We start from the raw sequence: 19,348 nt of genomic DNA, 5'->3' as shown, positions 1-19,348 counted from the left end.
TACGCCGGCGGGAGGGTGCGTGAAGGCAAGACCGATCCATAAGCGCGTACGGCAATAATTCGCCGCGCTGCCCTCAATCGCAGGAAAATCCGTCAACGCCCTCCGCACGGCAGCGCGGCGGGAAGCCATGGGTCTGCCAGTATTCGAGCAGGCCGGTGTCGCGGGCGATGCCCTCGAACAGCTCATTTTGAAGATATCCGGATCGCGGCTCCAGCCAGAATCCCGAAAAATTGGGCTGGATCGAGGAGCCTCGCAGACCCGCGATGAGATCGGGAATGCGCGCGGCAGTGCGAACCCCCGAGCCAATGCCAAGCTCGGAGGAGTCAGCTCCCACGAAACTCAGGATATCCAGCACAAGGGCGGTGTGATCGCTCTCGGGGTGGCGGTAGGCGTCGTAGAGATCGCCATGATGCCGCCACCCCTGGAGCATGTCGGCATCATTCGTGATCGCCTCGAAAAGAGCGCGCTCGCCGCGGCGGGCCAATACAGCGAGATCGAAATAGGTGATCCGGCCAATGCCTTCGTCGAGGTTTCTCAACAGCACAGCCATCGCCTCATCATCGCGCCCGAGGCCGGACAGGACGCTGGCCTTATCCAACAGGCACGGCGCGTATAGAGGTTCCAGTGCCAGGCAGGACTCGAAATCCGCCAAAGATTCCTGCAGATAGCCCATCTCGCTCCTGACGAGGCCGCGCCAGAGCAGTGCGGTGGCATTGCGGGGATCGGCGGCGAGGGCTTCGGTATACATGTCGAGCACCCCTTGCCAGTCCACCGGCTCGTGCGCTTCCCAGGCCGTGGCGAACTCCATTTCCGCCAACGCCGTCAGGGCCAGGCTGTTGCGGGGATCCATCGCGAGTGCCCGTGCCGCGTACTCATCGGCCAACGCGCCGATTTCCGCTCGCGTCCTCTCCGAATAGCCATAGCTGACCAACAGGGTTTGCAGCACGGCCCGCATTGCCCAGGCGTCGGCATAGTCCGGGTCGAGCGTGGTGGCGCGCTCGAGCAATAGGTCAACTTCGTCGAGTTGTCCGCGTGCCTGAAACATCGGACGGGCTTGCAGGAAGAGGTCATAGGCGTCGAGATCATTCGTCGTCACCGGCACAGAGATCGCGGTTGCCGGCGCAATGCCCAGAACGGCGCCGATCTGGCTTACGATCGCATTGGAGATCTCGTCCTGGATCGCGAACAGGTTTTGCGCGCTCAGGGGCCGGTCGTAGGTCTGTGACCAGAGGTGCCGGTCGCCAACCGCGTCAATCAGCTGCGCCGTGATGCGCACTGTGTCGCCGGCGCGGCGGACGCTGCCCTCGAGGATGAAGCGAACATTCAGTTCCGCAGCAATCTGCGGCAGGCCGATTTCCCGCCCCTTGAACTGGAAGGCCGAGGTGCGAGATGTCACATCCAGATCGTCGACGCGCACGAGGACGTTGAGGATTTCCTCTGCAATGCCGTCAGAGAAATATTCCTGATCGCCATCGGGCGAGAGATCGGCAAAGGGCAGGACGGCAATCGAGGCGGCCGAAGGTGTGGGTTGGGTGCGGGTGGCGGGTTCGGCATTGGCGGCAAGCGGTGCCGGCGCGGCGCCCTTGTTTAAGACCTGGAAGCTGGCTATGCCCAGCACCAGAACGAGCAGGGCGATCAGGGCGTAATCGCCCGCCGCCATGGGTCGTATGCTGTCGGCGCGTTCGGACGTCTCGGTCGGTTTCAAACCTTCCGGTGTCAGTTCGAATGCCCAGGTAATGATCACGGCGATCGGAAATCCGATCACCAGCACCACCAGTGCCATGCCGTCCGTCCAGCCCGGCAGACCGGCAGAGCTCTCGATCGCGAGGACAATTTGCAGAACCAGCCAGCTGGCCACGAGATAGGCGGCTGCAACGCGAAATACGTTGCGCCGGCGCAGTTCGCTCAGCAGACGATTCATGAGATTCCCCTTATCGGGGTCGGAGTTATCATAGGCGTCGGCATAAAACGAATGATTTCCGGGGCCCGCGACCGGTGAGCCTGATTGTGCCGGCTCAGTCCTCTGCCGCCAACGCTGCCGCCACCGAAGGCAGAACCGAGTAGTGCGCCTTGAAGATTTCCGTCATCCGCGCCGGCTTGCCGGTCGAGAGCTGGAAACAGACGACTTTGGTGAGCGCGCGAAACACCGTCACGCCGTCACCGACGCGCACGAATTGATAGCGCCGCTCGGCGCGCAGGCGGCCATCCGATTTTGAGATCCAGACCGCGCAGTCAAGTTCATCGCCGAGCCGGACATGGCCGAGATAGTCGGCCTCGGTGCGGATGATGGCGATGCCGCGATCATCGGCCTCGCAGACCTCGCGCGAAAACCCCTTCGAGGCCCAGTGCGTCCAGGCCGCCGCATCGGCCCATTCCAGATAGCGCGCATTATTGGCATGGCCGAAATCATCGATATCGGCGGCCACCACCTTGATGCGGTGGACGTAAGGGTCGGGCAGGTCCCACTGGAGATCGCTCATCATGTCAGCTCCACGCTCATCGGATGGGTAATCGCGATGCCCGCCGGTGTCACGTCGCAGCGATAGGCGAGAATCTCGACGCCGGCCTTGTGGGCCGCGCGCAGGGCCTCGCCATAGACCGGATCGGTATCATCGGCCGGACGCAGCCGGGTGCAATCGCTGCGCTGGACGATGAAAAGCTGGACGGCGCGCTCGCCGGCTTTCGCCTTGGCGGAAAGTTCGCCGAGATGCTTGGTGCCGCGGCTGGTGACGCCATCGGGGAATTCGGCCAGGCCCGGCTGGCGCATCCAGTGGACATTCTTGACCTCGACCCAGCAGGGCGGGCGATCCTCATCTTCCAGCAGCAGGTCGATGCGGGAGTTCTCGCCATACTTCACCTCGCGCCTGAGCGAGGCATAGCCGGTCAGCTCGGTGAGAATGCCGGCCTGTACCGCCTCTTCGGCCAGCTCATTGGCGCGGCCGGGCAGGGTGCCGATCAGCGTGTCCTGGGCCTCGACAATCTCCCAGGTGAATTTGAGTTTGCGCTTGGGATTGTCGGCGCGCGACAGCCAGACACGCAAGCCGGCATCCTTGATGCCCGCCATGGCGCCGGTATTGGCGCAATGCGCTGTCACGACCTCGCCGCCGGGCAGTTCGACATCGGCGAAGAAGCGCTTGTAGCGCGAGACCAGCCGGCCCTCGATCAGCGGTGTGGCGAATTTCATGGCTTGGCATTCTCCTGTTGCGCCACCTATACCCGAGGCGAACACGGAAACGAGGGACAATCTCATGGGCAAGGCGTCAGGCGTGACCGCGGCAGTGGTGTTGATCGGTGACGAGGTTCTCTCGGGCCGCACCCAGGACAAGAATCTGCAGCAGATCGCGCAATTCCTCGCGCCGCTGGGGATCAATGTCATCGAATGCCGCACCATTCCCGACGATGCCGAAGTGATCGCCGACACCGTCAACACGCTGCGGGCCAAGGCCGATTATGTCTTCACCACCGGCGGTATCGGCCCGACCCATGACGACATCACCGCCGACAGTATCGCCGCCGCCTTCGGCGTCGACATCGATGTCCGCCATGATGCGCTCGAGGTGATCGAACACTGGTATGCCAAGACGAAGACGCCGCTGACTGAGAGCCGCAAGCGCATGGCGCGTATTCCCGACGGCGCGAGCCTGATCGTCAATCCGGTCACCGGCGCGCCCGGCTTCCAGATCGAGAATGTCTTCGTGATGGCCGGCGTGCCCTCGATCACGCGCGGCATGCTGGAAGACGTCGCCCATCGCCTGCATGGCGGCGCCGTCACCCGCTCGCGCTCGGTCAAGGCGGACAATCTGCGCGAAGGCGATATCGCCATCCCGCTCGGCGAGATGCAGGCGCGCTATCCGCAGGTCTCGATCGGCAGCTATCCCTATTTCCTCGAGGTCAAGGACGGCGAGGTGAAACGCGGCACCCATCTCGTTACCCGCTCGACCGACGACGCGGCGCTCGATGCCGTCATCGGCGAGATCGCGGCGATGGTCTCGGCGCTGGGTTTTGACGGGCGGATTGATCCGGAGGATTAGGGCGCACGGTGGCGGCGCGTGCGGAGATGAACAAAACGCCTTGAGATGGCCGCGTTCTCGCCTTTCCTCCGATCAATTCTTGCGGGCAAATGCCGGAGCTGGGAACGGGAAGGGGAGACTTGCATGACACGGAATCTGAAAATGGGCACCGCGCTGGCCGCGCTGGTTGCCGCCACCTCGATCCAGTCGGCGCCGATGGCGCTGGCACAGGACGAGGCTGCCAAGCAGGAACTGCTCGACGCCATTCCCGCCGCCTGCCGCAATCGCGGGCGCGGCGGTGTCGGTCTGCGCGAACAGGTCAGCGTGACCGGCTCGCGCCTGATCGCCGGCGCGGTCCAGGCCGAAGCGCCGCAGCCGTCACCGCCGCCACCCCCGCCGCCACCGCCGCCACCGCACTCTTCGGTGGCACAGGCCGACATGATGGCGCCGCCGCAGGAGCAGAACATGCGCGGCTATGCGCCACTGCCCGTGATGCCGCATCCGGGCAATGTCGACCGCGAACGCTATGAGCATGTCGAGCTCAACACCGTGCACGCCACCGCCGAGGAACCGGTCTCGACCTTCTCGATCGATGTCGACACGGCCAGCTATGCCGTGGTGCGTGACTATCTCAATGACTGCAACCTGCCGCCCCAGGATGCGGTGCGCGTCGAGGAGATGGTCAATTATTTCGATTATGACTACGCGCTGCCCGAAAGCATGGACGAGCCCTTCGCGGCCCAGGTCCAGGTGACACCCAATCCTTGGAATCCGGCGACGCAGCTGATGCATGTCTCGGTGCAGGGCTATGAGCTGGTGCCGGAAGAGCGGCCGCGCGCCAATCTGGTCTTCCTGATTGATGTCTCCGGTTCGATGAATTCGCCCGACAAGCTGCCGCTGGCGGTGCAGGCGATGCATTTGCTGGTCGATGAACTCGATCCCGACGATACCGTCGCGATTGTGGTCTATGCCGGTGCTGCCGGGGCCGTGCTCGAGCCGACCCAGGCCCGCGATGCGCGGCAGATCCACGAGGCCCTGGACCGCATGCGTGCCGGCGGATCCACCGCCGGCGGGGCCGGTCTGTCACTGGCCTATGAGCTCGCGGAACGCAATTTCGACCCCGAGGCGGTCAATCGCGTCATGCTGCTGACCGATGGCGATTTCAATGTCGGCGTCACCCAGAATGAGCGGCTTGAGGATTTCGTCGCCCGCAAGCGCGACAGCGGGATTTATCTCTCGGTGATGGGGTTTGGTCGCGGCAATTACAACGACGCCATGATGCAGACCATCGCCCAGGCCGGCAATGGCACCGCCGCCTATATCGACAGCCGGGCCGAGGCACGCCGCATGCTGGTCGAGGAGAGCTTCAGCGCGCTGTTCCCGATCGCCAATGACGTCAAGATCCAGGTCGAGTTCAATCCGGCCCGCATCGCTGAATACCGTCTGGTCGGCTATGAGACGCGCATGCTTGAACGCGCCGATTTCAACAATGACGCGGTCGATGCCGGCGAGGTCGGGTCCGGCCATGCCGTCACCGCCATCTATGAAATCGCCGCGCCGGGTTCGGAAGGCGCGCTGATCGATCCGCTGCGCTATGGTGAAGCCCCGGCACTCGCATCAGACCTGTCCGCCGAATACGGCTTGCTGCGCATTCGCTACAAGCATCCCGGCGAGGATGAGAGCAATCTGATCGAACGGCCGGTAACGCCCGCCGATGCCGTGGCCGATTTCGCGGCTGCCGATCAGGAAACCCGCTTCTCGGTCGAGGTCGCCGGTTTCGCCCAGATGCTGCGCGGCGATCCCTATCTGCGTGAGGGCTATGGCTATGATCAGATCCTCGACGGCGCCAGCGCAGCGCTGGGGCCGGACGAATACGGCCACCGCGACGAATTCCTCGAACTCGTCCGCATCGCCCGCTACGCCGCCAATGCCGATGACCAGACGGCGGAATAGCCCGCCCGACAGTCCGGTGCGATGAAAAGCGAGCCGTGCCCGATGGGTGCGGCTCACTTTCTGGCTGGGGTCATGCAGCGGCGGCAAGCCGGTGAATTGCCCGCTGGCCTCGCGCCAAACCCCGTGTAGGATCGCGCCTCGGCGCCGTGCGGGCGTGGCGAAATGGTAGACGCAACAGACTTAAAATCTGTCGATTGAAAGATCGTGCCGGTTCGAGTCCGGCCGCCCGCACCAGCCTTCGCTGCGGAGTAGCGAAGGCTGTCACGCCATAGCCCGAAGGGCGAAGGCGGACCGCTCGCCATCTCGCAGCTACGGCTGGGCGAGCCCCAACGCCAAGTCCTCTGACGGCGTAGTGCCTCATAGCCCGAAGGGCGAAGGCGGACCGCTCGCCATCTCGCAGCTACGGCTGGGCGAGCCCCAACATCCAGTCCTCTGACGGAGTGGCCATCTCGCAGTTGCGGCCGGGCAATCCCGACGCCGCTGCGACGCTACGTCCCTTGAGACAGCCGGCCCGCTGGTGCACTGTGACGGCCTTCACTCAAAGGTTTCCCGATGCGCCCCTATCTCTTTTCGTTCAAAATCGGTGGTGTGGTCGTTCGCGCCGAGCCGTCCTGGTTGTTTCTGGCCCTGCTGGTCGGCTGGTCGCTGGCTGTTGGTTTCTTTCCGGACCAGAATGCGGCGCTGGAGACATCGACCTATGTCTTCATGGCGATCCTTGGTGTGTTCGGACTGACCTTCTCGATCGTCGTGCACGAACTCTCCCACACCTTTGTCGGCCGCGCCTTCGGCATGCCGATCAACCGGGTGACGCTGTTCATGTTCGGCGGCGCGGCCGAGCTGGAGGAAGAGCCGAAAACACCGATGACCGAACTGGTGATGGCGCTGGCCGGACCCTTGATGAGCCTGTTGCTGGCGCTGGTCTTCAGCCAGCTGGCCGGACTGGATGCCACCGGCGGTGCGCAGGCGCCGCTGGCCATGGTGCTGGCCTATCTCGGCCTGATCAATCTTTTGCTGGCGCTGTTCAACATGCTGCCGGCCTTTCCGCTCGATGGCGGGCGCGTGCTGCGGGCCATCCTCTGGATGGCCAGCGGCAATCGTCGCCGCGCGACCCGCTGGGCTAGTCTGGCCGGTGAGGCCTTCGCGGTGTTCTTTATCGTCGCCGGTATTTTCGTGTTGCTCTCGACCGGCTCGCTCGGCGGGCTGTGGTGGGTGCTGATCGGGCTGTTCCTGCGGTCGGCGGCGAAATCCTCGCGCGTCGAGCTGGAAACCCGCGTCGCCCTCGGTGATGTGCGCGCCGCCGATCTGGTGACGCCGGGTATCGAGACGGCCGATGCGGGCATGAGCGTGGCCGGCTTCATCGCCGACAAGTTGGTCCGACATCACCGTGACTGGTTTGCCGTCACCGAGTCGGGCCGTCTGGTGGGCAGCGCCGGCCTGGCCGAGGCGCAGGCCGTGCCGGTGGCTGCGCGGGCCGGCACGCCGCTGGCCAGTATTGCCGTGCGGCCGGGCCCACACCATCTCCTGCCCGCCGGTGCCCGCGCTGACCAGGCCTTCGCCCAGATGCAGCGTCATCACCTGCAGCGACTCTTCCTCGTCGACGGGGACCACTTTATCGGCGTGCTCTCGCTCGCCGACCTGCTGGAATATGCCCGCCTGCGTAATCTGTTCGCCGACGCGCAGCTGGGCTAGCGCCCGGCGCTAGCCGATCGCCTGCGCCGCCTCGCGCACATTGCGCGTCGCGGTATCGATGCTCTGGCTTGCCGTGGCGATGCCGCGAATGCCGGAGGCGATCTGGTCCACGCCGGCTGCGACTTCCTGCATATTGCCCGAGATCTCCCGTGTGACGCAGGACTGTTCCTCGACCGCGCTGGCCACCGAGGATGCGACCTCGTCGATCTCCGCAATGGTCTTGCTGATCGAGGCAATGGCGTCGACCGCGTCATTGGTGGCTTTCTGGACGTGGGCGATCTGGGCCGCGATACCGTCTGTTGCCTTGGCGGTCTGGTTGGCCAGTCCCTTCACTTCCGATGCGACGACAGCAAATCCCTTGCCCGCCTCACCGGCGCGCGCGGCTTCGATGGTGGCGTTGAGGGCGAGCAGATTGGTCTGTTCGGAAATGTCATTGATCAGGGAGATGACCTCATTGATCCGCCGCGCCGATTCGGCGAGGCCGCCCATCACATCGCTGGTCTGGTTGGCCATGGTGACGGCGTTGCGGGTGATTTCCGTCGCCCGGACCAGCTGGCTGCCGATTTCATTGGCCGAGGCCGCCATTTCCTCGATGCCCGCCGCAATCGACTGCACTGCGGCGGAGGTCTGTTCTGACGTCGAGGACACCGTGGTCGCCTGTTCGGCGGCCTCGCTGACGCTGTTGCCGATCCCGTCGAGATCGGCACCGATGCTCTTTTGCGCGGCAGCGCGTTGCTGGCGCAATTGCACCTGGGCGGTGATGTCTGTCGCGAACTTGATGACGCGGTAAACCTTGCCATTCATGTCGCGGATCGGGTTGTAGACCGCCTGGATCCAGACCTCGCGGCCGCCCTTGCCGATGCGCAGGAATTCGGCGGCCTGGTACTGGCCGTCGCGCAAGGCGCTCCAGAAAGCCTGGTAGGCGTCACCATCCCGCTCGCTGGCCGGGACGAACATCGAGTGGTGCTGGCCCGCGATCTCGTCGAGCTCATAGCCGAGGGCGGCGAGGAAATTGGCATTGGCTGTGAGGATCGTGCCATCGAGTTCGAATTCGATCACGGCCTGTGAGTTCTGGATTGCCGCGATCTGCCCCTGGGCGTGGGCGGCGTCGAGCTTTTGCTGCGTGATGTCGGTGGCGAATTTGACAACCTTCGTGACCTTGCCTGACCGGTCGAGGATCGGATTGTAGCTGGCCTGGATCCAGATTTCCCGCCCGCCCTTGGCGATGCGTCTGAATTCTGCCGCCTTGAAATCACCCTGCTGCAGATCGGCCCAGAACTGGTGATAGGCGGGCGAGTTGCGTTCGGCGGGATCGACAAACAGGCTGTGGTGCTGGCCGCGAAGCTCCGCGAGGGAATAGCCCATGGCATTGAGGAAATTGGAATTGGCCGTGAGGATGGTTCCGTCGGGCTTGAACTCGATGATGGCGAGCGAACGGCCCAGCGCGTCGAGCGTGGCGCGGGCGTCGCCGCCGCCGGAATTCAGGATGGACTTCATGATGCTTCCCCTTGCCGCGGCCCTGCATCGGACCCGCTTGGGGCGCAGTAGGGGGGAGTTTTGGTTAACGAAACGCCTCGGAAAAACACGAAAAATAATCGTAGATACTTAAAATCAAACAGAAAAACACTCCTAAGAGGCGTTAACTTTACGATGCCCGCCTGACGTGTAAGCCGGATGTTGACTGCACGATCCGGTTGAATGCCGGCGGGCGGCCCGTTGTGCGCGCGCTGCCCGGTATCGGCGGACCGCCCCCTTGGAGCCACGGGGCGGTCCGCCAGACCGGGTCGGTCAGGCCTACCCTCTCAGGGTCAGGCGCAGTCCGAGCGAACGGCCGGTGCCGGGCAGGCGTTCGCCCAGCCCGACATCCGAGCCCGCATTGCGGTTATAGCCGGCCAGGTGCTGGCGATAGCTGTGATCGAGCAGGTTCTCGATGCCCGCTGACAGGCTGACGCCGTCGCGAAGGGTCCAGCTGCCATACAGGTTGAGCAGGACATAGCCGGGCGTCTCCAGTTCGGAATTGGACGTCGAGACCCGGTCCTGCCGCGCCACGGCCAGGGTTTCCAGCGTCGCCGACCAGGCGCTAGCCTCACGGGTCAGGCCGAGCCGCAGGCTGGGCGGTGCGGTGCGGTAGAGATTGTCGTCAATATCGCGCCGCTCGCCGCGCACCCAGGAGGCGGTGCCGTCGAGACGCCAGGCCGCGTTGAACGCGACACCGAAATCCATGTCGAGCCCATAGAGGCGGGCATCGGTGTTGGCGAAACGCAGCGGCGTTGGATCGCCATTCATCGCCGAGACCATTTCCACCGGCGTATCGATCACGCCGGGTGTGGCGTCATAGGGCACACCCTGGATGAAATCATCGACCGAGCGATAGAACAGGGTCGGACGTGCATAGGCAGAACCCGACGCCCAGTCCAGACCCGCTTCGGCGATCCAGGCGGTCTCCGGCGACAGACCGGCATCACCGACATAGGTATTACCGTCAGCCAGTCCGCCCGAGGCCTCGGTCGGCAGCCAGGCAAAGCGTTCGACATAGCCCGGCGCCCGGGTCTTTCGGGCGAGGGTCAGGCGCAGGGTCGTGGCGTCATTGAGCGGCCGCCACAGGCGCGCAACGGCGTCGAATGTGGTGTCGTCGAGACGGCGGTCGGTGGCGTTGAAGGCCATCGCCAGCATGCCCGGCATGGCGGGCACGGCTGTCCCGACCGAGGCCAGCCCCGCTTCGGCCCTGTGCCGGTCCGCGCGCAGGCCAAGTTCGGTCTCCCATCCGCCGATGGCTCCGGTCCATTCCGCGAAAGCGCCGCTGCGCTCCATGGTGATGTCAGACAGAGAGTTGAGCACGAAGTTCGCATTGCTGGGATTGGTGATGGCGAGGTCGTGTTCGGCCTGTTCACCGTCAAAGCCGAGGCGGAGTGAGCCGCCCAGCGCCGCAAAGGCGGCATCGGCGCCGCCGGACACGGTGTGCGCCGTGGCGAGGGATTCGCGATACATCGATGCCATCGCCGGTGCCGGCCGCAGATCGAAATTATTCATCGCGTGCGCGACATCGGCCATCGCGAGATGCGCACTGACGCTGACGCCGTCCCAGTCACCGCGATAGCCGAGGCGGGCGAAGTCGGTGTCGAAATAGCGGATGTCCATGGCGAAGGGCGGATTGCCGGTTGCACCGGTTTCCTGGCGCCGCAGATCGAGGGAGATTTCATGCACGCCGGTGCGATAGCCCAGCCCCACGCCATAGACGAGGCGTTCATGGGCTGAACCGCCAATCGTGCCGCCGGGCCAGCTGATATCATCACCGGACTCCTGCGAGCCGAGCAGCTGGATGCGGAACTGGTCATTGGCGATCCCGACGACGCCGCCATAGGCGGTGCTGTCATCGGCGGAACGGCCGGCCAGGGTCAGGTCATAGCGCGTCTGCCATTGCTGTGTGTCGGCAAAGCCAACCTGTTTGAACACCGCATTGACACCGCCGGCGAGGCCGGGGCCGCTGCGCACCGGGCTGACGCTGCGGTCGACCTCGATCCGCTCGATCAGGGCAATCGGCGCGTAGTGCAGCGGCGGATCCATCAGATTGGGGCCGCCGGAAGCAAAGCTCTGGCCATCAATGCGCAGATTGATTCGGCCGCCGGAGAGGCCGCGATACTGGACCTGGCTCGACAATACGCCATTGCCGACCACGGCGGCGCCGGGCAGGCGGGCGATCAGGGCCGCAGGATCGGGCCCTGACGGCGGCAGGGTCGCCGGGTCAAGCCGGTCGATAGGTCCGGCGTCAATCTGATGACCTGAAACGGTGATGATATCGGTGAGGGGAGAGGCGTCCTGGGCCAGCGCCGGGATGGCGGTCAGGCAGGACAGCGCGAGCGCGCTCGCGGAACGCAGGAGAATGGATGACATGAATAGCTCCGTGGCAGCCCGGGCGGGCCGCCGTCTGACGGTCATTGGAAATGGGTTTTGGCTGTCAGAGCGAAGCAGGCGGGGCGCGCACCGGCGGGTTGATGCGGCGATGACCGGCGGGCAGTACCGCGTCGGCCCGTGATATGCCATCGCTGCTGATCCGGGTTGGCGGCACAAAGAGCGGCGCATGCGGCAGCGGGCCGATGGCGGCGGTCGCCATCGCGAAGGCGCAGGGCTGGCCCTGGCCGCTATCGGCAGGTGCCGGGGCGCTGCCCTCGCGCACCTCCCCGGTGGCCAGATCCAGCCAGCGCTGCTCGGCCCCATGACCGGTACAGAACACGACCGAGACCCCGCCCGAGGCGGCATCGCGGTCGAGCATATAGCCCTGGGGCAGGCTCGCCTGGATGCCGGCCGCCAGCAGCGCAAGGACGAGAATCCCCTGCGCCCACACTGTTCGGCCCTGGCGCAACATGGTCAGCATGTCCGCCGGTTAGCATGCGGGTCAGGACACGGCCATGCGACAAACGCGTCAGCGGGCTTCCACGCCTGCAGCGGGCGCGCTAGCGTGACGTCCATGACACATCGCGCCGTTCACCAGCATCTCATTGACGCTGCTGCCGACCTATCGCCCCCGCTTGAGGCGGCGCTGGTCCGGCTCGGGCCGCTGGAATTTCCGCGCCGCGACAGCCAGCCCTTTCCGCATTATCTCTGCCGCGCGATCGGTGGCCAGCAGATCTCGGTCAAGGCGGCGCAGAGTATCTGGAACCGCGTCGAGGCGAGTGCGGCGGGCAAACCTCTGCTCGATCATTTCGTCGCGGACAATACTGATACGCTGCGCGCCTGCGGCCTGTCGGGCGCCAAGACGAAAACCATTATCACCATCGCCGACACCCACCGTGAGATCGGCCTCGACACCGACGAACTGCGCGCACTTCCGGTGCCCGAACGCACGGCGCGGCTGACGGCGATCTGGGGCGTCGGCCAGTGGACCGCCGACATGATGAACATGTTCTATTTCGGCGAGCCCGATATCTGGCCCGATGGCGATGTCGCCGCACGCAAGACGCTGGAACGGCTGACCTCGAAGCGCCGCAAGACCGTGCGCACGGCGCAGCGCTTCAAACCATATCGCTCCTGGCTGGCGCTCTACATGTGGGCCCATGCCGACGCGCCGCCGGACGGGCAGGCGGTGGGGTAGCGGTGCGCTTGGCGGGTGTACCAAATTTTGGTATTATGCGGCTCTGAAGGAGATCGGCATGAGCAAGAACACCAGCTTTTCCGTCGGGGAGCATTTCGCCGAATTTATACACCAACAGGTCGAACACGGTCGCTACGCTTCGGCCAGCGAGGTCGTCCGCGCTGGGTTGCGTTTGCTGGAAGGTGAGGAGAGCCAGCTCCAGGCAGTGCGCCAGGCGCTCGCAGAAGGTGAGGCGAGCGGCAGGGCAGAGCCGTTCGATATCGAGGCCTTCCTGGCGAGAAAGCATGCAGAGCGAGCGTGAAGTCCGACTATTCTCTCACCCGCGCCGCGGAGCACGATCTGGACCGAATCTGGGATTATTCGGTCGACCGGTGGGACACCGCCCAGGCTGATGCCTATCTTCGGCGCCTCCAGGCTGCGATGGCGGGATTGTGTTTGTTTCCGGAGACCGGTCGCGCCGTGGACGATATCCGGCAAGGCTATCGCGTTCTGCCCATCGAAGCACATGGCATTTTCTATCGTATTTCGATGGATGCTATCGAGATTGTTCGCATTTTGCACGGCCGCATGGATGCCCGCGGGAAGTTTGCGGCGGTCCAACCGGGCGCTTGACCCAGCTACAAACCTCACTCGACACGTCCTGCGCCCGCCCCTAGTCTCGACCTGAACAGTGTTCACGCCTGCGGCCAGTTTCAACGAGCCGGGCGGAACCGGTCGATAAATGTCGAGACACAAGGGACTACATCATGGCTGAACCGGATATCCTGAAGGGCAGATTGCGCCTGCCCGTGATTGGCGCACCGCTTTTCATCATCTCCAATCCCGATCTGGTGATCGCCCAGTGCAAGGCCGGCATTGTCGGGTCCTTCCCCTCTCTCAACGCGCGCCCGATCAGCCAGCTCGATGAATGGCTCGACCAGATCACCTCCGAGCTCGACAGCTATAACCGCGCCAATCCGGACAAGCCGGCGGCCCCGTTCGCCGTCAACCAGATCGTCCACCGCTCCAATGGCCGGCTGATGGAAGACATGGCGCTGTGCGAGAAATACAAGGTGCCTGTCGTCATCACCTCGCTGGGTGCGCAGGCGGAAGTGAACCAGGCGGTGCAGGGCTGGGGCGGCATCACCCTGCATGATGTGATCAATCAGCGCTTTGCCCACAAGGCGATCGAGAAGGGTGCCACCGGCCTGATCTGCGTCTCGGCCGGTGCCGGCGGTCATGCCGGCGCGCTCTCGCCATTTGGCTTCGTCGCCGAGACCCGCGCCTGGTTTGACGGCCCGATCCTGTGCTCCGGCTCGATCTCGACCGGTGGCGGCGTCCTCGCCGCCCAGGCGATGGGCGCGGATTACGCCTATATCGGCTCGGCCTTCATCGCGACGGCCGAAGCGCGTGCCGACCAGGCCTACAAGCAGGGCATTGTCGAGGGCAGCGCCGAGGATATCGTCTACACCAACCTCTTCACCGGTGTTCACGGCAATTATCTCAAGAAGTCGATTGTCGCTGCCGGCCTCGACCCGGACAATCTGCCGGAAAGCGATCCGTCGGCAATGAATTTTGGTGCCGGTGGCGGTTCTGATGCCAAGGCCTGGAAGGACATCTGGGGTTCCGGCCAGGGCATCGGCTCGATCAAGGCCGTGCAGTCAGCCGGCGATTACATCGAACAACTGATCGCGGAATATGCCGCCGCCAGGGCAAAAATCTGCGGCTAGATGGCTCAGGCGCGCTGCGTCGCCTGCTCGGCGGGCATGACGCAGCGCGCAATATCCTGTGGCTCGGCATAGAGATGGTCGGGCCCGCTGGCATCGAGGATGGCCGGCGTCGCAAAGCCCCATCCCACCGCACCGCAGGCGCAGCCGGCTTCATGGGCGGCTTCGATATCGCGAACCTCGTCGCCGATGCACAGCGTGCGCTCCGGTGTGCTGCCGGCCTTCTTGACGACCTTGCGGAACACCGCCGCCTTGCCGAACAGGGCCGCGCCGCATGCGAAATGGCTGATATGGGCGACCAGTTCCGGCCCCATCACCTGGCGGATAGCCTCCTCGCCATTGGAACTCACCACGGCGATGGTGGCCCCGGCGGCGCGCAATTCCAGCAATAGCTCGGCAATGCCGTCAAACAGGGTGATCTGGTCGACATTCTTCGCGGCGCGGTCGCGGACATCGGCGGCGATGAAGGGCAGTTTCCAGGTCGGGATGCCCAGCTCGTCCATGATCGCCTTCGGCGCCATGCCGCGCAGGGCCTCGGCGCGTTCCTCGCAGATCGGGGTGAGGCCGTGCTTCTCGATCACATCGGACAGGGCGGTCCTGAACCAGGTCAGGCTGTCGGCCAGTGTGCCGTCGAAATCGAACACGACGAGGTCGTAGCGCAAGGTCAAATCGAAACTCCGGCGGGCAGCAAAAAGGGGCCAGCTGGCGCCGACCCCTTGTAGTTTGCAGATTCTCGGGCCGCTTGCACCCTTAAATCGACGTCAGCCATTCAGGTTTGACGTAGGGCATTTTGAGATCGCGGGCGACCGGCTCGCAGCAGATCTCGCCGCCGGCGACATTGAGGCCGCGCGCCAGGTGCGGATCGGCATTGAGGGCTGCGCGCGTGCCCTTGTTGGCGATCGCCAGCGCGAAGGGCAGGGTGGCATTGTTGAGCGCGAAGGCCGAGGTGCGGGCATAGGCGCCGGGCATGTTGGCGACGCAATAGTGCACCACGCCATCAATGATGAAGGTCGGATCATCATGGGTGGTGGCTTTCGAGGTCTCGAAACAGCCGCCCTGGTCGATGGCGATGTCGACGAGCACGGCGCCATCCTTCATCTCCTTCAGCATGTCGCGCGTCACCAGCTTGGGGGCCGCAGCGCCCGGGATCAGCACGGCACCGATCACGACATCGGCCTGCAACACCGCCTGGTCGAGCGCGACCTGGGTGGAATAGGCGGTCTTCACGGCGCCGGCGAATTGCGCATCGAGTTCGGACAGGCGTTTGGCCGAGCGGTCAAACACGGTGACGTCAGCGCGGGCACCGATCGCCATTTCCGCGGCATGGCTCCCGGCGACACCGCCGCCGATGATCACGACCTTGGCCGGCAGCACGCCGGGCACACCGCCGAGCATCAGGCCGCGGCCGCCTTGCGCCTTTTGTAGGCAATGCGCCGCGACCGAGACCGACATGCGGCCGGCAACCTGGCTCATCGGGGTGAGCAGCGGCAGACGGCCTTCATTGTCGGTGACGGTCTCATAGGCGATCGCGGTACAGCCGGAATCGCGCAGCGCCTGGGCCTGGACCGGATCGGGTGCCAGGTGGAGATAGGTGTAGAGCGTGTGATGCGGCTTCAGCATCGCCGTTTCCGACGGCTGGGGTTCCTTGACCTTGACGATCATCTCGGCGGCGTCGAACACGGCCTGCGCGTCTGCCAGGATGGTCGCGCCGGCGGCGATGTAGTCGTCATCGCTGCAGCCAATGCCTTCGCCGGCACCGCTCTGGACCACGACCTCGTGGCCGGCGAGGGCGAGTTCGCCGACGCTGGCCGGTGTCAGGCCGACGCGGTATTCGCGAACTTTGATTTCTGTGGGGACCCCGATACGCATGATATTTCCCGCTTCTGTGTGATCGATGTGGCGAATCCGGCGTTCAGGGCATTCCTGCGATCCAGAAATAGAAGAATCTTCAAGGTTTTCGGCATTTCGCTTGAGTTATCGTGCGCGTCACGCCATAAAGCGCGTCATATATCGTTTGGTTGGGCGCAAATCCAGAATATTTTGCGCGCCCGATCGGGGATTGGGGGAGAGTGCCCGTTGCGCCTTGATAATGTTGATGTCGCCATCCTGACCGAATTGCAGGAGCATGGTCGCCTGACCAATTCCGAACTGGCCGAACGGGCCGGATTGTCGGCCTCGGCCTGTCATCGCCGTGTCAAGACGCTCGAGAGCAGCGGCGTGATCGACCGCTATGTCGCCATCCTGTCCGAGAAGGCCCTGGGACGGGGCATGAATGTCTATGTCCAGGTGACGCTCGACAATCAGAAGCGTGACACGCTGTCCGGCTTCGAAGCCGCCGTCGAGGGCGTTCCCGAAGTGATGGAATGCTATCTGATGAGCGGCGATGCGGACTATCTGATCCGGGTGCTGGTGCGCGATGCCAATGATTATGAGCGCGTGCATCGCGAAGTGCTGTCCGGCCTGCCCGGCGTGGCGCGCCTGGTCTCATCCTTCACCATTCGCCGGGTCTTCTCGCGCACGACCATGCCGGTGCCCGAGGCCTTGCCGGTCGCCGGCTAGGTGAGGCGTCTTGCCACCGCGCGCAAATTGGTGCGGGGGCGTTTGACGATTGCATCGCGCGCTTGCCGGGGTTAATGGCGCGTCATGACCGATAACCGCTATCAAGACCTCGGCCAGCTTGGCGCCACCACGCCGCTGCCCGACCATCCCGACACCGCCACGCTCGAGCGCGTCGCCAATCCGTGCGATGCGCCCTATATGATCCGCTTTGCCGTGCCGGAATTCACCTCGCTCTGCCCGGTGACCGGTGCGCCTGATTTCGCACATCTGGTGATCGATTACGTGCCGCGCGACTGGATCGTCGAATCCAAATCGCTCAAGCTTTATCTCGGATCCTTCCGCAATCATGGCGCTTTCCACGAGGCGTGCACGACCGGGATCGGCCAGCGCCTGGTGAAGGAACTCGATCCGGTCTGGCTGCGCATTGGCGGCTATTGGTATCCGCGCGGCGGCATCCCGATCGACGTGTTTTTTGCCACGGGCGAGCCGCCGGCCGGGGTGTGGATTCCCGAACAGGGTGTCGCCAGCTATCGCGGCCGCGGCTGAACAGAAAAAAGGCGCTGTTCCTTCGGGGGGAGGGAGGAACAGCGCCTGGGCCGGATCGGCAGGGGGGTGCCGGTCGGACGGGGTGTCAGATCGCCAGCTGGCGATGCGAGCCCTGAGCGGGCGGCCTGTTTGCGGGGAGCGGTGCGGGTCTGTCACCTCATCCACCGGCTGCGTGCCCGGGACTGCAGGACTTCTTCTGACCGAAGGATGGTGCACGCGCCAGTATTATGAAATCTGAACCGGCTTAGTGGCCTGTTAATCTTGCGCTGACTCAGGCCTTCCAGCGGCCGACATGCGCGCGCGGCCGCGGCCGCTCCACGACCTCCTCGGTGGCAGTGCCGATATAGATATAGCCGGCAATGCGCTCGCCGGATCGCAGGCCGAGTGCGTCCTTGATGTCGGGGTCAAAGGCATACCATTCCGTCAGCCATTGCGCGCCAAAGCCCATCGCCGAGGCGGCAATCAACAGGTTCTGGCATACCGCGCCGGCCGACAATTCCTGCTCCCAGACCGGAACCTTGTGGTCTTCGGTCACGGTCGAGATGACGGCAATCACCAGCGGCGCGCGCTCGAGGCGCTGTTGCTCGAAGCTGATCTGATCGGCGGTGGCGCCCGGATTCTTGACCGCCCAGACCTTGCTCATGATGGTGCCGAAACTGCTGCGCGCCTCGCCTTCGAACAGGATGAAGCGCCAGGGAGCCAGCTTGCCATGATCGGGGACGCGCGCTGCGATTCCCAGCAAATGCTCGACCTGATGCGCATCCGGTCCCGGTGACGACAGACAGATCGCCGGGGTCGAGCGCCGCCGGGTCAGCAGGGCCAGCGTGTCCGGGCTGGCGTGCGATGACGCCAGGCGCTCACCGGGCACGGGGAAATCACGGGAGATCTTGTCGTTCATCGGGGGGCCTCATGGCGGTGGGAGAGAATGTCGCTTTGACGTTTGGGCTCTGGGATCGTTATATCGGTCAGGTAAGCATGTAGCCACGCCCCGTTGATACGGGAGGGAAAGTGTACGGATGACTGTGGAAATTGCCATTGAGGATGACACGCCGGCAGATCGCCGCCGCCGCAAGGTACGCGATGCGATCATTGATGCCGCCGAGGTCATTTTCTCCGCCGAGGGCGAAGAAGGCATCTCCATGCGCCGGCTTGCCGAGTCGATCGATTACAGCCCGGCGGCGATCTATAAATACTTCTCCTCCAAGGACGATCTGTTCGAGGCGATTCGGGAAACCTTCTTCGAACGCCTGATGGAACGCATCAATGGCGCCCGGGAGGAGGGCGGTGATACGCCCAGCCTCTGTGCCCGCTGCATGCGTGCCTATATCGAGACCGGTATGGAAGAGCCCAATCACTACATGATGGCCTTCTATTCGGGCAAAAAGATCGAACCGCACGCCCATGACGAGCAGGACATCGCCTTCCAGGCCGAACATGCCCTTGTCGACATGATCGAGGCGGGTATGGAGCAGGGCGTGTTCCGGTCCGTCGACCCCAAGCTTGCCTCCAAGAGCGTCTGGGCCAGCCTGCATGGCCTGACGACGCTGATGGTGTCGATGGAAGGCTTCCCGGCGGGCATGCCTGGCTCGGAACATGTCACCGCCGATGCGGTGATCGATTTCCATACCGACATGATCCTGCGCGGGCTGCGAGCGTAACGCATAGCAGTTATGCAAACAAAGTGAACACTGTTCACTTTTCAAACGGTATGTGGCACCCTATATGAAGCTGTAACGTCACAGCGAGGGTGGGCATATGTCCGGAACAAGTCGGCGACTGGGTGCAAGAACGGGGGT

19 protein-coding genes and 1 tRNA gene are annotated in these 19,348 nt (G+C 64.2%); 11 read left to right on the top strand and 9 right to left on the bottom strand.

What is annotated here, in order from left to right; genetic code table 11:
- Positions 1-73: 73 nt before the first annotated feature.
- The 3 genes from ACN0TK_RS15010 to sfsA all read right to left on the bottom strand — a co-directional run bounded on the left by ACN0TK_RS15010 (position 74) and on the right by sfsA (position 3,184).
- On the bottom strand, positions 74-1,774 hold the full coding sequence (locus ACN0TK_RS15010; protein WP_417310335.1) for a tetratricopeptide repeat protein: 1,701 nt from the start codon (positions 1,772-1,774) through the stop codon (positions 74-76).
- Between the two features lie 241 nt (positions 1,775-2,015).
- Positions 2,016-2,480 (bottom strand): acyl-CoA thioesterase, encoded by a 465-nt coding sequence (locus ACN0TK_RS15005; protein WP_417310334.1) that lies wholly within the window; start codon positions 2,478-2,480, stop codon positions 2,016-2,018.
- Positions 2,480-3,184, bottom strand: a complete 705-nt coding sequence (gene sfsA, locus ACN0TK_RS15000) for a DNA/RNA nuclease SfsA (RefSeq protein ID WP_417310333.1) — start codon at positions 3,182-3,184, stop codon at positions 2,480-2,482. Before sfsA ends, ACN0TK_RS15005 begins: the two co-directional genes overlap by 1 nt.
- A gap of 64 nt (positions 3,185-3,248) precedes the next feature.
- Between sfsA and ACN0TK_RS14995 the strand changes: the two genes are divergently transcribed.
- The 4 genes from ACN0TK_RS14995 (at position 3,249) to ACN0TK_RS14980 (ending at position 7,652) form a co-directional block, all read left to right on the top strand.
- Positions 3,249-4,031 carry a competence/damage-inducible protein A gene (locus ACN0TK_RS14995; protein ID WP_417310332.1) on the top strand — a complete coding sequence of 261 codons (783 nt, stop codon included), beginning with the start codon at positions 3,249-3,251 and terminating at the stop codon, positions 4,029-4,031.
- A gap of 123 nt (positions 4,032-4,154) precedes the next feature.
- Entirely contained in the window at positions 4,155-5,963 is a 1,809-nt protein-coding gene (locus ACN0TK_RS14990; protein WP_417310331.1) for a vWA domain-containing protein, read from the top strand.
- Between the two features lie 148 nt (positions 5,964-6,111).
- A tRNA-Leu gene (locus ACN0TK_RS14985) sits at positions 6,112-6,197 on the top strand.
- A 318-nt stretch (positions 6,198-6,515) separates the two neighbouring features.
- The gene (locus tag ACN0TK_RS14980; RefSeq protein ID WP_417310330.1) at positions 6,516-7,652 is read left to right on the top strand and encodes a site-2 protease family protein; all 1,137 of its coding nucleotides are present in this window, start codon (positions 6,516-6,518) and stop codon (positions 7,650-7,652) included.
- Between the two features lie 9 nt (positions 7,653-7,661).
- Here ACN0TK_RS14980 and ACN0TK_RS14975 read toward each other — a convergent pair whose 3' ends face one another.
- The 3 genes from ACN0TK_RS14975 to ACN0TK_RS14965 all read right to left on the bottom strand — a co-directional run bounded on the left by ACN0TK_RS14975 (position 7,662) and on the right by ACN0TK_RS14965 (position 12,024).
- Entirely contained in the window at positions 7,662-9,149 is a 1,488-nt protein-coding gene (locus tag ACN0TK_RS14975) for a methyl-accepting chemotaxis protein (protein WP_417310329.1), read from the bottom strand.
- A 297-nt stretch (positions 9,150-9,446) separates the two neighbouring features.
- On the bottom strand, positions 9,447-11,543 hold the full coding sequence (locus ACN0TK_RS14970) for a TonB-dependent receptor plug domain-containing protein (protein ID WP_417310328.1): 2,097 nt from the start codon (positions 11,541-11,543) through the stop codon (positions 9,447-9,449).
- Positions 11,544-11,607: 64 nt separating this feature from the next.
- Positions 11,608-12,024: a hypothetical protein gene (locus ACN0TK_RS14965; RefSeq protein WP_417310327.1), complete on the bottom strand. Its 417-nt coding sequence runs from the start codon at positions 12,022-12,024 to the stop codon at positions 11,608-11,610.
- 84 nt (positions 12,025-12,108) lie between these two features.
- Between ACN0TK_RS14965 and ACN0TK_RS14960 the strand changes: the two genes are divergently transcribed.
- The 4 genes from ACN0TK_RS14960 (at position 12,109) to ACN0TK_RS14945 (ending at position 14,450) form a co-directional block, all read left to right on the top strand.
- The gene (locus ACN0TK_RS14960; protein WP_417310326.1) at positions 12,109-12,741 is read left to right on the top strand and encodes a DNA-3-methyladenine glycosylase family protein; all 633 of its coding nucleotides are present in this window, start codon (positions 12,109-12,111) and stop codon (positions 12,739-12,741) included.
- Positions 12,742-12,799: 58 nt separating this feature from the next.
- A complete protein-coding gene (locus ACN0TK_RS14955; protein WP_417310325.1) occupies positions 12,800-13,042 on the top strand; it encodes a type II toxin-antitoxin system ParD family antitoxin in 243 nt (80 codons plus the stop codon).
- Complete coding sequence (locus tag ACN0TK_RS14950) at positions 13,039-13,353, top strand: type II toxin-antitoxin system RelE/ParE family toxin (protein ID WP_417310324.1); 315 nt, start codon at positions 13,039-13,041, stop codon at positions 13,351-13,353. Before ACN0TK_RS14955 ends, ACN0TK_RS14950 begins: the two co-directional genes overlap by 4 nt.
- Positions 13,354-13,487: 134 nt before the next feature.
- On the top strand, positions 13,488-14,450 hold the full coding sequence (locus ACN0TK_RS14945; RefSeq protein ID WP_417310323.1) for an NAD(P)H-dependent flavin oxidoreductase: 963 nt from the start codon (positions 13,488-13,490) through the stop codon (positions 14,448-14,450).
- Between the two features lie 5 nt (positions 14,451-14,455).
- Here the strand turns inward: ACN0TK_RS14945 and ACN0TK_RS14940 are convergent, their stop codons facing one another.
- A complete protein-coding gene (locus tag ACN0TK_RS14940; protein WP_417310322.1) occupies positions 14,456-15,115 on the bottom strand; it encodes an HAD hydrolase-like protein in 660 nt (219 codons plus the stop codon).
- Positions 15,116-15,197: 82 nt separating this feature from the next.
- Positions 15,198-16,316, bottom strand: coding sequence for an alanine dehydrogenase (gene ald / locus ACN0TK_RS14935; RefSeq protein WP_417310321.1), 1,119 nt, complete (start codon positions 16,314-16,316; stop codon positions 15,198-15,200).
- Positions 16,317-16,523: 207 nt separating this feature from the next.
- Between ald and ACN0TK_RS14930 the strand changes: the two genes are divergently transcribed.
- Positions 16,524-17,006 carry an Lrp/AsnC family transcriptional regulator gene (locus ACN0TK_RS14930; RefSeq protein WP_417310320.1) on the top strand — a complete coding sequence of 161 codons (483 nt, stop codon included), beginning with the start codon at positions 16,524-16,526 and terminating at the stop codon, positions 17,004-17,006.
- 84 nt (positions 17,007-17,090) lie between these two features.
- Complete coding sequence (gene queF, locus ACN0TK_RS14925; RefSeq protein WP_417310319.1) at positions 17,091-17,552, top strand: preQ(1) synthase; 462 nt, start codon at positions 17,091-17,093, stop codon at positions 17,550-17,552.
- A gap of 271 nt (positions 17,553-17,823) precedes the next feature.
- Here queF and ACN0TK_RS14920 read toward each other — a convergent pair whose 3' ends face one another.
- Complete coding sequence (locus ACN0TK_RS14920) at positions 17,824-18,333, bottom strand: nitroreductase (protein ID WP_417310376.1); 510 nt, start codon at positions 18,331-18,333, stop codon at positions 17,824-17,826.
- A 235-nt stretch (positions 18,334-18,568) separates the two neighbouring features.
- Between ACN0TK_RS14920 and ACN0TK_RS14915 the strand changes: the two genes are divergently transcribed.
- Positions 18,569-19,210: a TetR/AcrR family transcriptional regulator gene (locus ACN0TK_RS14915; RefSeq protein WP_417310318.1), complete on the top strand. Its 642-nt coding sequence runs from the start codon at positions 18,569-18,571 to the stop codon at positions 19,208-19,210.
- Positions 19,211-19,348 lie beyond the last annotated feature (138 nt).

It is taken from the genome of Devosia sp., from assembly GCF_048261455.1.
Classification (GTDB): Bacteria; Pseudomonadota; Alphaproteobacteria; order Rhizobiales; family Devosiaceae; genus Devosia_A.
This window is presented reverse-complemented; position numbering and strand designations above follow the sequence as displayed.

What these genes read in the sequence shown, in the direction of transcription:
- ACN0TK_RS14975 (WP_417310329.1), bottom strand. Translation starts at nt 9,149, where the DNA reads ATGAAGTCCATCCTGAATTCCGGCGGCGGCGACGCCCGCGCCACGCTC.
- ACN0TK_RS14980 (WP_417310330.1), top strand. Translation starts at nt 6,516, where the DNA reads ATGCGCCCCTATCTCTTTTCGTTCAAAATCGGTGGTGTGGTCGTTCGC.
- ACN0TK_RS14990 (WP_417310331.1), top strand. Translation starts at nt 4,155, where the DNA reads ATGACACGGAATCTGAAAATGGGCACCGCGCTGGCCGCGCTGGTTGCC.
- ACN0TK_RS14970 (WP_417310328.1), bottom strand. Translation starts at nt 11,543, where the DNA reads ATGTCATCCATTCTCCTGCGTTCCGCGAGCGCGCTCGCGCTGTCCTGC.
- ald (WP_417310321.1), bottom strand. Translation starts at nt 16,316, where the DNA reads ATGCGTATCGGGGTCCCCACAGAAATCAAAGTTCGCGAATACCGCGTC.
- ACN0TK_RS14945 (WP_417310323.1), top strand. Translation starts at nt 13,488, where the DNA reads ATGGCTGAACCGGATATCCTGAAGGGCAGATTGCGCCTGCCCGTGATT.
- sfsA (WP_417310333.1), bottom strand. Translation starts at nt 3,184, where the DNA reads ATGAAATTCGCCACACCGCTGATCGAGGGCCGGCTGGTCTCGCGCTAC.
- queF (WP_417310319.1), top strand. Translation starts at nt 17,091, where the DNA reads ATGACCGATAACCGCTATCAAGACCTCGGCCAGCTTGGCGCCACCACG.
- ACN0TK_RS14915 (WP_417310318.1), top strand. Translation starts at nt 18,569, where the DNA reads ATGACTGTGGAAATTGCCATTGAGGATGACACGCCGGCAGATCGCCGC.
- ACN0TK_RS14965 (WP_417310327.1), bottom strand. Translation starts at nt 12,024, where the DNA reads ATGCTGACCATGTTGCGCCAGGGCCGAACAGTGTGGGCGCAGGGGATT.
- ACN0TK_RS15005 (WP_417310334.1), bottom strand. Translation starts at nt 2,480, where the DNA reads ATGAGCGATCTCCAGTGGGACCTGCCCGACCCTTACGTCCACCGCATC.
- ACN0TK_RS14955 (WP_417310325.1), top strand. Translation starts at nt 12,800, where the DNA reads ATGAGCAAGAACACCAGCTTTTCCGTCGGGGAGCATTTCGCCGAATTT.
- ACN0TK_RS14995 (WP_417310332.1), top strand. Translation starts at nt 3,249, where the DNA reads ATGGGCAAGGCGTCAGGCGTGACCGCGGCAGTGGTGTTGATCGGTGAC.